The sequence below is a fragment of the Catellatospora chokoriensis genome, assembly GCF_011297315.1.
GTDB lineage: Bacteria > Actinomycetota > Actinomycetes > Mycobacteriales > Micromonosporaceae > Catellatospora > Catellatospora citrea.
The window spans coordinates 43,000-53,493 of the sequence record NZ_JAAOTI010000046.1 but is presented as its reverse complement, the minus strand read 5'-3'; the positions used below and the strand labels follow the sequence as shown (position 1 = coordinate 53,493).

The following is a 10,494-nucleotide window of genomic DNA, read 5'->3' as shown; positions in this document are numbered from 1 at the left end:
CACCCCCCCACCGCGTTGATCATGAACTTGTGGACGTGTTCGGCGGTGTGTCACCACCCTGGGACCGTGATCACTGAATCGGCGTCGGGTGCACCGCGGGGTGACGGGTAGGCTGTCGGGCGTGCGAGTGCTGGCGGCGATGTCTGGTGGAGTGGATTCGGCGGTGGCGGCTGCCCGGGCCGTGGCGGCCGGGCACGACGTCACCGGGGTGCATCTGGCGCTGTCGAAAAACGCGGCGACGCACCGGACCGGGGCGCGGGGGTGCTGCACCAAGGAGGACGCGCACGACGCGCGGCGGGCGGCGGACGTGCTCGGGATCCCGTTCTACGTGTGGGACATGGCCGAGCGCTTCCACGAGGACGTGATCGAGGACTTCGTCGCGGAGTACGCGGCGGGCCGCACCCCGAACCCGTGCCTGCGCTGCAACGAGAAGATCAAGTTTGCGGCGGTGCTGGACCGGGCGCTGGCGCTGGGCTTCGACGCGGTGGTCACCGGCCACCACGCGCGGCTGGGCGCCGACGGGCTGCTGCGCCGCAGTGTCGACCTCGCCAAGGACCAGTCCTACGTGCTGGCGGTGCTGAACCGGGAGCAGCTCGGGCACTCGATGTTCCCGCTGGGCGACTCGACCAAGGAGCAGGTGCGCGCCGAGGCGCACGCCCGTGGCCTGGCCGTCGCCGACAAGCCCGACTCGCACGACATCTGCTTCATCGCCGACGGCGACACGCAGGGCTTCCTGCGCAAGCACCTGGGCAGCGAGCCCGGCGACATCGTCGACGCCGGCACCGGCGAGGTGCTGGGCAGGCACGACGGCGCGTTCGCGTACACGGTGGGCCAGCGCAAGGGGCTGGCGCTGGGCCGGCCCGCGCCGGACGGCCGCCCGCGCTACGTCCTGTCGATCACGCCGGTCACCAACACGGTCACCGTCGGTCCGGCCGAGGCGCTGGAGGTCTCGCAGGTCGACGGCGCGCGTACGGTCTGGATCGCGGGCGAGCCGCCGGTCGGCCCGATCGAGTGCGAAGTGCAGCTGCGGGCGCACGGCCGGCCCGCGCCCGCCGTCGTCGAGCTGGCCGGATCCGCGATGAGCGCCCGCCTGCGCCGGCCCGAGCGCGGGATCGCCGCAGGCCAGGCCGTTGTCGCCTACCGGCCGGACCCGGCCGGTGACATCGTGCTGGGCAGCGCCACCATCACCACCGCGTCATGACCGCGCGCGGTCCCGGCCGCGTCCTGCCGACCCGTCGGCACGGTGCCCGTCGCGCCGCCTCCACCGCGGATCGCCACGTCCGAGCGACGTGCGTGCCGCCCACCTCGCCGCCTGCGCGCCGCGCAGTGGCCGCACCGGGTCGTCCCCGCCAGCAGAACGAGGCCACACCATGAGCACGCCGGACGAGAACGGCACCACCCCCGCCGAGCCGCTGTGGCCCGCCGGGTCGGCGACGGGCATCGGCTCGCTGCCGGGCACGGACATCGCCGAGGCGGTCAAGTTCACCCTCGGCGAGCTGCCGGACCTGCCCTACCTGCCGGAACTGCCGGGGCGCGGCCCCGGCGCGGACATGATCGGCCGCAGCGCCGGGCTGCTGGTCGAGCTGCCGGTGGAGATCTACGCGGGCCGGTGGCGGGTCGCCGCGAGTCCGGGCCGGGAGCTCCGCCGGGCGTACGACCTGCGTGAGCGCGACCTCGACCAGCTCACCGAGCAGGCCGAGGGCTTCACCGGGACGCTGAAGGTGCAGTCGGCCGGGCCGTGGACGCTGGCCGCCAACATCGAGCTGGCCCTGGGCGAGGCGCTGGTTTCCGACCACGGCGCGACCCGTGACCTGGCCGCATCGCTCGCCGAAGGACTCAAGACGCACGTCGCGGATGTGCGGCGGCGGGTGCCGGGGGCGAAGGTGCTGCTCCAGCTCGACGAGCCGTCGCTGCCCGCGGTGCTGGCCGGGCGGGTGCGCACCGCCAGCACCCTGCACACCTACCGCTCGGTGGCCCCGTCGACGGTCCGGGACACGCTCACCTCGGTGGTCGAGGCGGCCGGCGTGCCGGTGATCGTGCACTGCTGCGCACCCGACGCGCCCCTGTCGCTGCTGCGTGACGCCGGGGCGTCCGCGCTCGCGCTGGACCTGGAGCTGGTCGGCACCGGCGCGGAGAAGCTCGACGCGATCGGCGAGCTGATCGACGCCGGGGTGGGCCTGTTCGCGGGCGTGGCACGCACGACGCCCCCGGCGAGCGGGCGGCAGCCCGACGCCGGGGCGCTGGCCGACCGCGTCAAGCGGCTGTGGCGTGACCTCGGGTTCCCCTACGAACTGCTGGCACAGCGGGTGGTGATGACGCCGTCGTGCGGGCTGGCCGGAGCGACGCCCGCGTACGCCCAGGCCGTGCTGAAAGCCTGCCGCGAAGCGGGCAGGCGACTGGTGGAGCAGTAAGACCGCCGCTGATCGGGCTCAGGCCGCGGTGGCTGCCGGGGTCCGGTAGCGCAGGATCGCGAAGGCGCGGGCGAGCGCGCCGGTGTCGCCGTCGGCGGTGAGCGCGCCGGACGCGCCGGCCTCGGCGGGGTCGAGCTCGCCACGGGTCAGCGCGTCGAAGGTGGCCAGGTCGCAGGTCACCACGAGGTTGGCGGGGACCGGACCGGGCCCGGACCGGGCGTGCACGCCGGTGTCGTCGGCGGTGACGTGGAAGACCTCGTCGCCGACGTGGAACCGGTAGGTCTCGTGCCCGCGACCGGCGTCGGCCGGGCACCGTTCGGCGAGGTAGAGCGCGATCAGCTCGGCGCGGGCGGTGCCGGGGTCGATCTCGTCGTCGACCGGCAGCTCGTTGCCCCAGGTGGCTAGCTCGATCAGCAGCGGGCGCAGGCGCTCGCCGTATGCGGTCAGTTCATAGGCGCGCACGTCGGAGGCGGCCGGCAGTGCGCGCCGGACCACGACTCCGCTGCGCTCCAGCAGCTGGAGGCGCTCGGCCAGGCGGTTGGTGCCCATCGCGGGCAGCAGCGTCAGGAGTTCCTTGAACCGCCTCGGCCCGAGCAGCAGCTCGCGCACGATGAGAAGGGTCCATCTCTCACCGAGCACGTCGAGCGAGCGCGCGATCGGGCACAGCTGGCCGTACAAACGCTTGGGCATGGTTCAAGGATACCTTTCGCATGGCGGCAGCTATATGATTCGTATCTCAAGGCGAGCACTATACTTTTCATATAGTGTCGCTGGTGAAACCAGTTCCACCAGGAGGCAAGCATGAAGATCAACGGTTCTGTGGCACTCGTGACCGGCGCCAACCGCGGCCTCGGCAAGGCGTTCACCGAGGAGCTGCTGGCTCGCGGCGCGTCGAAGGTGTACGCGACGGCGCGTGTCGCCGCGTCGATCACCGACCCGCGGGTCGTCCCGCTCCAGCTCGACGTCACCGACCCCGCTTCGGTGGCGGCCGCCGCGAAGCAGGCCGGCGACGTGCAACTGCTGATCAACAACGCCGGCATCGCGACCGGGGCGGGCATCCTCGACGGCGACGAGGCGCTGCGCCGGGAGATGGACACCAACTACTTCGGCACGGTACGGGTGGCCCGCGAGTTCGCGCCGATCCTGGCCGCCAACGGCGGCGGCGCGATCGTCAACGTGCTCTCGGCGCTGTCCTGGTTCTCGCTGCCCACCACCGCGGGCTACTCGGCGTCGAAGTCCGCCGCCTGGGCGGCCACCAACGCCCTGCGCCTGGCACTGCACGACCAGGGCACCCTGGTCACCGGGGTGCACATCGGCTACATCGACACCGACATGGCCGCGCACGTCGACGGTCCGAAGGTCGCCCCCGAGCACGTGGTGGCGCAGGTCCTCGACGGCGTGGAGGAGGGGCTGCCCGAGGTGCTCGCCGACGACGTCAGCCGCCAGGTCAAGTCCGGCCTCTCCGGCGACCTGCGCAACCTGTACCCGGCCATCGCCTGAGCCATGGGGCCCCGGGTGGCCGCTCCGGCGGCCGCCCGGCCCGCCCGGCGGGTGGCGTCCGGGTGGCAGGATGCCCCGGGTGACGGTCATGGACGCGGCCAGCGGGTCGCTCTTCGGGTTGGCGTACGGCGACGCGCTGGGCAAGCCGACCGAGTTCCGCAAGTACGCCGAGATAACGGCGCAGCATGGTCCGGGCGGGCCGCGGGAGTTGCCCGAACCCGCGCTGGTCACGGACGACACGCAGATGGCGCTCGCGGTCGCCTGGGCGCTGCGCGACGCCGCCCGGCCGACCCCGGCGGTGCTCGAACCGCTGCTGCGCGAGCGCTTCCTGGCCTGGGCGAAGAGCCCGGACAACAACCGCGCCCCCGGGATGACCTGCCTGAACGCCTGCGCGAACCTGTCGCGAGGGCAGCGCTGGCAGGAGGCGACGGTGGCCGGGTCGAAGGGCTGCGGGGCCAACATGCGGGTCACCCCGGTTGGCCTGATCGCCGGATACGACCTGGACACCCTGGCCGGGGTGGCGCAGCTGCAGGCGGGGCTGACCCACGGGCACCCGACCGGCCTGGCCGCCGCCGAGCTGACCGCGCTCGCGGTGCGCCTGCTGCGCGACGGCCTCGACCTGGCCGAGGTGCCTGCCGCGCTGCGCGACCGCTGCGCTGACCAGCGCACCGTCTACCGCGAGGACTGGCTGGGCGACCTGTGGCAGCGACCGGGCGTGCCGGCCCCGGAGGAGTTCGTCGCGCGGGGCTGGGACGAGTGCGCGGATGCGCTGGACCTGCTGCTGGCGGCGCTGGCCCGGCCGGACTCCGGCGGTGACGTCTGCCTGGAGACCGGCGAGGGCTGGATCGCGGAGCAGGCGCTGGCCACGGCGCTGCTGGCGGCGCTGCGCCACGCCGACGACCCGGTCGCCGCGCTCGGCCGGGCGGCGGCCACCAACGGCGACTCCGACTCGATCGCCTGCCTGGCGGGCGCGTTCCACGGTGCCGCCGCAGGGATGGCGGCCTGGCCGGCCGGCTGGGCCGCGCGCATCGAGTACGCCGACCAGCTCACGACGCTCGGCGCGGCCTGGGACTGACCTTCGACGCGGCGTCATCATGATCTGTTTTGTGGACGCCCGGTGCTGCTGGGGCGACGTCCAGCGTCCACAAAAACAGATCATGGGCGGTCCGCAGGGCGCGGTCCGCGGTGTCGGTGGGGGCGGATACCGTGCACGGGTGACCAGTGAGGTAACCGACAAGGTCCGGACGCGGTACGCCGAGCTCGTGGCCAAGATCAATGACGCGCAGCACCGCTACTACGTCGACGACGCGCCGACGCTGTCGGATGCGGCCTACGACGAGCTGATGCACGAGCTCGAGGCGCTGGAGCTGGAGTTTCCCGAGCTGGTCTCGCAGGACTCGCCGACGCAGCGGGTGGGGGCCGGCGAGTGGGCCGGCTTCGCCAGCGTCGATCACGCCGAGCGCATGCTCAGCCTCGACAACGCCTTCAACGACGACCAGCTCGCCGCCTGGGCGGTGCGGGTCGAGAAGGACGCGGGGGCGCCGGTGCGCTACCTGTGCGAGCTGAAGATCGACGGTCTCGCGGTCAACCTCACGTACGAGAAGGGCCGGCTGACCCGCGGCGCGACCCGCGGCGACGGGCGCACCGGCGAGGACGTCACCGCCAACGTGCGCCGCATCGCGGGCATCCCGCACAAGCTGGCCGGGGACAACCCGCCGGACCTGGTGGAGGTCCGCGGCGAGATCTACTTCCCGGCGCAGGCGTTCGCCGACCTCAACGCGGCGCAGACCGCGGCGGGCGAGCGCACCTACGTCAACCCGCGCAACGCCGCCTCCGGCTCGCTGCGGCAGAAGGACCCGGCGATCACCGCCAAGCGCGCCCTGCACCTCATCGTGCACGGCATCGGCGCCCGCAGCGGCTTCGAGCCGACCAGCCAGTCCGACGCGTACGCGCAGCTCAAGGCGTGGGGCCTGCCGACCAGCGAGCGCTGGCGGGTGGTCGACTCGCTCGACGAGGTGAAGGCCTACATCGCCAACTACGCCGCGCACCGGCACGACCTCGAACACGACATCGACGGCGTGGTGGTCAAGGTCGACGACGTCGCCGAGCAGACCAAGCTCGGCGCGACCAGCCGCGCACCGCGCTGGGCGATCGCGTTCAAGTACCCGCCGGAGGAGGTCAACACCAAGCTCCTCGACATCGAGGTGAACGTGGGCCGCACCGGCCGCGTCACGCCGTACGCGGTGCTGGAGCCGGTGTTCGTCGGCGGCGTGACGGTCGCCAGCGCCACCCTGCACAACCAGCAGGAGGTGGCCCGCAAGGGCGTGCGCATCGGCGACACCGTCGTCATCCGCCGCGCGGGCGACGTGATCCCCGAGGTGCTCGGCCCCGTCGAGGCGCTGCGCGACGGCAGCGAGGTCGTCTGGCAGATGCCGGGCAAGTGCCCGTCCTGCGGCACGAAGCTGGCCCCGTCCAAGGAGGCCGATGTCGACCTCCGCTGCCCCAACTCGCGCCACTGCCGCAAGCAGGTGATCGAGCGCATCATCTACATCGGCGGCCGGGACGGCCTGGACGTCGAGGGCATGGGCGAGAAGGCCGCGATCGCGCTGGTCGAGGGCGGGATCGTCAGCAACGAGGGCGACCTGTTCGGCCTTGACGAGGCGCAGCTGGCCAAGTCGCCGTTCTTCCTGAAGAAGGACGGCACGCTGTCCACCAACGCGGGCAAGCTGCTGGCCAACCTGGAGCGGGCCAAGCAGCAGCAGCTGTGGCGGGTGCTGACCTCGCTGTCCATCCGGCACGTCGGCCCGACCGCGGCCCGTGCGCTGGCCGACCACTTCAACGCCGTGGAGGCGATCGCCGGCGCGTCGCTGGAGCAGATGTCGGTGGTCGAGGACGTCGGCGGCACCATCGCCGAGGCGGTGCGGGAGTGGTTCGCCGAGGACTGGCACCGCGAGGTCGTCGAGAAGTGGCGGGCCGCGGGTGTGCGCATGGACCAGGAACCGGTCGCCGACACCGGCCCGAAGCCGCTGGACGGCTTGACCGTGGTCGTCACCGGCACGCTGGAGGGCCACAGCCGCGACGAGGCGGGCGAGGCGCTGACCGCGCTCGGGGCGAAGGTGGCCGGCTCGGTGTCGAAGAAGACCAACTTCGTGGTGGTCGGCGAGAATGCCGGGTCCAAGCTGGACAAGGCCCGCTCGCTGGGCGTGCCGACCCTCGACGAGCCGGGCTTCGCCGTGCTGCTGGCGCAGGGCCCGGAGGCCGCGAAGGCGTACGCCGAGGCGAACCGCGAAAACGGGTAGACGGATGATCTAGCGTCGGCACCGATGACGACGAAGCTGAACGATCTCGAATTCCGCTCGCTGCGGGCCGGCGAGGAGCACCTGTTCCTCGCCTACCCGCAGCCGCCGGTGCCCGGCGTGGGCGTGGAGTCCCGCCGGGTCTGGTCCGACCTGCTCGCCGACGGCCAGTACCGTCCGGAGTGGAGCTGGGTGGCCCGCCGCGCCGGGCACACCGTCGCGCGCTGCGCCTTCTGGGGTTTCCCGGAGTCGGCGAGCCCCTACAGCCTCGACTGGCTGGAGCCGGGGGCCGGGCCCGACTGCCGGGAGATCGCCGCGGCGCTGCTCGCCACGGCGCTGCGCGAGATGCGCACCGCCGAGGGCGCGCGTCCCGAATACCACCTGTTCCTGCCGCCGGGCTGGCGCGACACCGAGGGTGTCCGGGAGGCCGCCGAGGACCGGCTGGCCGTCGCGGCCGCCGCCGGGTACGAGCCGTTCATCGAGCGGTTCAACTACACCTGGACCCCCGCGGACCGGGTGCCGGCGCGCTCGACCCGGCTGGTGTTCCGCGAGGTCGGCGACGAGCAGGCGCTCGCGGTCATCCGGGCCTCGATCGAGGGCACGCTCGACGGCCACAGCGCCCGCGACGCCGCCCGGCACGGCCTCGCCGAGGCCGCTCGCATCATGCTCACCGACCTGGCCGACCTGCCGTCGCCACGGGAGTGGTGGCGGGCCGCGTACACGCCGGACGGGGACCTGGTCGGCCTGGTCGTGCCGGCCCGCAACCCCGCCCGCGCGGTGATCGGCTACCTCGCCGTGGTGCCCGCGCGGCGCGGCCGCGGTTACGCCGACGACCTGCTGGCCGAGGCGACGGCGCTGCTCGCGGAGCAGGGCGCGCAGGAGATCGGGGCCGACACCGACCTCGGCAACCGGCCGATGGCCGCGGCGTTCGCCCGGGCCGGCTACCGCAACACCGCGATCCGCGTGGTGCTCCAGTAGCGCCGCCCCGACATCGGGGTAGTGGCGGATGGAGATATACGCAAGGTCGCATGGGTCTTACGTGGAGTAACGGAGGAAAGGGTCAAACAATCACATCTTCGTCACACGCGAACGCGCAGAGTGGTCTGGGGCGTTTTCGGGCTTAGAGTGAAGTGACCAGCCGCGATCGGCGGGCGGCGCCGTCGCGCGTCAATCGGCCTCGGGAAGGTGTCCATGGCGGCCACACCCCAAGCACTGCAGGCACATCGCAATCGTGTGCCCGCGGAGCGGCGGCGGAATTTCGGTGTGTACGTCATCGCCATCACCGTGGCAGCGGCTGCCATCACTCTGCGTGATTTCACCCAGCTGCCGAGTGTCCTGGAACATGCCCCCCTCGGTTTCTGGGTGCTGGCCGGGCTCGCCGTCGCGGGCGACGCCCTGCCGGTGACACTGCCCGGCCGATGGAACACGTCGGCGATCTATCCGTCGATCTGCTTCACGTTCGCCATAATGATCGACTCCGGTCTCGCGGCCGCCGTGGTGGTGCAGGGCCTGGCGGTGGCGGTCGCCTCACTGCGGCTGCGGCACGCGCTGTGGCGGGCCGTGTTCAACCTCGGCCAGTACACGCTGGCCTTCGGGTTCGCGTACGCGGTGCTGCACCTGCTCAGCGGCGACGCCCCGGCCGGACTGCCCGCGCTGGCCGCCTCGGCCGCCGCGTGGTTCGCGGTGAAATACCTGACCACGGCGACGGCGATCTGGCTGCGCGACGGCGGCTCGTTGCTGCCGATCATCATGGGCCCGCTGGCCAACGAGGCGCTGAGCACCGGCGCGCTGCTCATGCTGGGCCCGGTCATCGCCGCGCAGACCGAGGTCGCGCCGGAACTGGTGCTGGCGCTGATACTGCCGCTGCTGGCGGTGCGACGACTGTCCATCATCACCGCCGAGCAGAACCACCTGGCCAACATCGACACCCTCACCGGCCTGGCCAACCGCAAGGCGCTGATCGGCGAGGTGTCCGCCGCGGTCGCCGGCCACGCCCAGCGCGCCGTGCAGGGCGACCCGCGCAGCCGCTTCGGCCTGCTGCTGCTCGACCTGGACCGGTTCAAGCACGTCAACGACTCGCTCGGGCACGAGGTGGGGGACCGGCTGCTGATCGCGGTCGGCGACCGGCTGGACCGGCTGGTGCGCCCCGGCGACCTGGTCGCCCGGCTCGGCGGGGACGAGTTCGCCGTCGTGGCGAAGCGCCTCGACAGCCCCGACCAGGCACGAGAGCTGGCCGAGCAGATCGAGCAGGCGCTGACCGCCCCGGTCGTGCTGGACGGGCTGCCGCTCGACGTCGGCGGCTCGATCGGCATCGCCATCTACCCCGACCACGGCACCAACTTCGCCACCCTGCTGCGCCACGCCGACGTCGCGATGTACACGGCCAAGCACGACGGCGACGGTGTCGCCGTGTACGACCCCGACGCCGACCAGAACTCCCCGCAGCGGCTGAGCCTGCTCGCCGACCTGCGCACCATGCTCGGCCAGCCGGACCGGGGCGGGCTGCGGCTGTTCTACCAGCCCCAGGTCGAGATCTCGACCGGTGAGGTGGTCGGCGTGGAGGCGCTGCTGCGCTGGCAGCACCCGACCCGCGGCCCGGTCAGCCCGGACGAGCTGATCCGGGTGGCCGAGCCCAGCTCGGTGATGCGGCTGCTGACGCGATGGGTGGTCGAGGAGGCGGTGATCCAGCTCGCCAAGTGGTCCGCGTCGGGCATGCAGGTGCGGATGGCCGTCAACGTCAGCGTGCGCGACCTGCACACCGGCGCGATCGTCGAGCAGATCGAGGAGCTGCTGCAGCGGTACGGCGTCCCGCCGTACCGGCTGCAGTTGGAGATCACCGAGAGCGCGCTGATGGCCGACCCGCACCGGGTGCTGGCCACGCTGACCCGGCTGCAGCTGCTCGGGGTCGGCATCGCGCTGGACGACTTCGGCACCGGGTACTCGTCGCTGCAGCACCTGCGCCGGCTGCCGCTGTCCGAGGTGAAGATCGACCGCTCGTTCGTGATGGCCATGGCCGACGACCCGGACGACCTGGTGATCGTACGGTCGATCATCGAGCTGGCCGGGGCGCTCGGACTCCGCGTGGTCGCCGAGGGCGTCGAGGACGAGCGGGCCTGGCGACTGCTGCAGTCCGCCGGCTGCGAGGTGGCCCAGGGGTGGTTCTACGCCCGCCCGCTGCCGCCCGACGAGCTGGCCGACTGGCTGTCGCGCACCACCCTGCCCGCGCGCAGCGTCTGAGCCCGGGGCCAGGGGCGCTGCGAACCGCACCTGCGGTGACAAATAGACTC

General features: G+C 72.7%; 8 protein-coding genes. 7 read left to right on the top strand and 1 reads right to left on the bottom strand.

Annotated elements, in window-relative coordinates; genetic code table 11:
• Positions 1-121: 121 nt before the first annotated feature.
• On the top strand, positions 122-1,201 hold the full coding sequence (gene mnmA / locus HAV39_RS40130; RefSeq protein ID WP_191844322.1) for a tRNA 2-thiouridine(34) synthase MnmA: 1,080 nt from the start codon (positions 122-124) through the stop codon (positions 1,199-1,201).
• 169 nt (positions 1,202-1,370) lie between these two features.
• Positions 1,371-2,411 (top strand): methionine synthase, encoded by a 1,041-nt coding sequence (locus HAV39_RS40125; protein WP_191844321.1) that lies wholly within the window; start codon positions 1,371-1,373, stop codon positions 2,409-2,411.
• An 18-nt stretch (positions 2,412-2,429) separates the two neighbouring features.
• On the opposite strand, the gene HAV39_RS40120 is transcribed toward HAV39_RS40125, so the two are convergent.
• Complete coding sequence (locus tag HAV39_RS40120) at positions 2,430-3,101, bottom strand: winged helix-turn-helix transcriptional regulator (protein WP_191844320.1); 672 nt, start codon at positions 3,099-3,101, stop codon at positions 2,430-2,432.
• Between the two features lie 111 nt (positions 3,102-3,212).
• Between HAV39_RS40120 and HAV39_RS40115 the strand changes: the two genes are divergently transcribed.
• The 5 genes from HAV39_RS40115 to HAV39_RS40095 all read left to right on the top strand — a co-directional run bounded on the left by HAV39_RS40115 (position 3,213) and on the right by HAV39_RS40095 (position 10,444).
• Positions 3,213-3,911: an SDR family oxidoreductase gene (locus tag HAV39_RS40115; RefSeq protein WP_191844319.1), complete on the top strand. Its 699-nt coding sequence runs from the start codon at positions 3,213-3,215 to the stop codon at positions 3,909-3,911.
• 70 nt (positions 3,912-3,981) lie between these two features.
• Positions 3,982-4,986, top strand: a complete 1,005-nt coding sequence (locus HAV39_RS40110) for an ADP-ribosylglycohydrolase family protein (RefSeq protein WP_191844318.1) — start codon at positions 3,982-3,984, stop codon at positions 4,984-4,986.
• A gap of 82 nt (positions 4,987-5,068) precedes the next feature.
• Positions 5,069-7,210 (top strand): NAD-dependent DNA ligase LigA, encoded by a 2,142-nt coding sequence (gene ligA, locus HAV39_RS40105; protein WP_191844317.1) that lies wholly within the window; start codon positions 5,069-5,071, stop codon positions 7,208-7,210.
• A 24-nt stretch (positions 7,211-7,234) separates the two neighbouring features.
• On the top strand, positions 7,235-8,185 hold the full coding sequence (locus tag HAV39_RS40100) for a GNAT family N-acetyltransferase (RefSeq protein ID WP_203736094.1): 951 nt from the start codon (positions 7,235-7,237) through the stop codon (positions 8,183-8,185).
• A gap of 213 nt (positions 8,186-8,398) precedes the next feature.
• On the top strand, positions 8,399-10,444 hold the full coding sequence (locus tag HAV39_RS40095) for a putative bifunctional diguanylate cyclase/phosphodiesterase (protein WP_203736095.1): 2,046 nt from the start codon (positions 8,399-8,401) through the stop codon (positions 10,442-10,444).
• Positions 10,445-10,494 lie beyond the last annotated feature (50 nt).

Coding starts and splice junctions, on each gene's coding strand:
- HAV39_RS40115 (WP_191844319.1), top strand. CDS start 3,213: ATGAAGATCAACGGTTCTGTGGCACTCGTGACCGGCGCCAACCGCGGC.
- ligA (WP_191844317.1), top strand. CDS start 5,069: ATGGGCGGTCCGCAGGGCGCGGTCCGCGGTGTCGGTGGGGGCGGATAC.
- HAV39_RS40095 (WP_203736095.1), top strand. CDS start 8,399: ATGGCGGCCACACCCCAAGCACTGCAGGCACATCGCAATCGTGTGCCC.
- HAV39_RS40125 (WP_191844321.1), top strand. CDS start 1,371: ATGAGCACGCCGGACGAGAACGGCACCACCCCCGCCGAGCCGCTGTGG.
- HAV39_RS40120 (WP_191844320.1), bottom strand. CDS start 3,101: ATGCCCAAGCGTTTGTACGGCCAGCTGTGCCCGATCGCGCGCTCGCTC.
- HAV39_RS40110 (WP_191844318.1), top strand. CDS start 3,982: ATGCCCCGGGTGACGGTCATGGACGCGGCCAGCGGGTCGCTCTTCGGG.
- HAV39_RS40100 (WP_203736094.1), top strand. CDS start 7,235: ATGACGACGAAGCTGAACGATCTCGAATTCCGCTCGCTGCGGGCCGGC.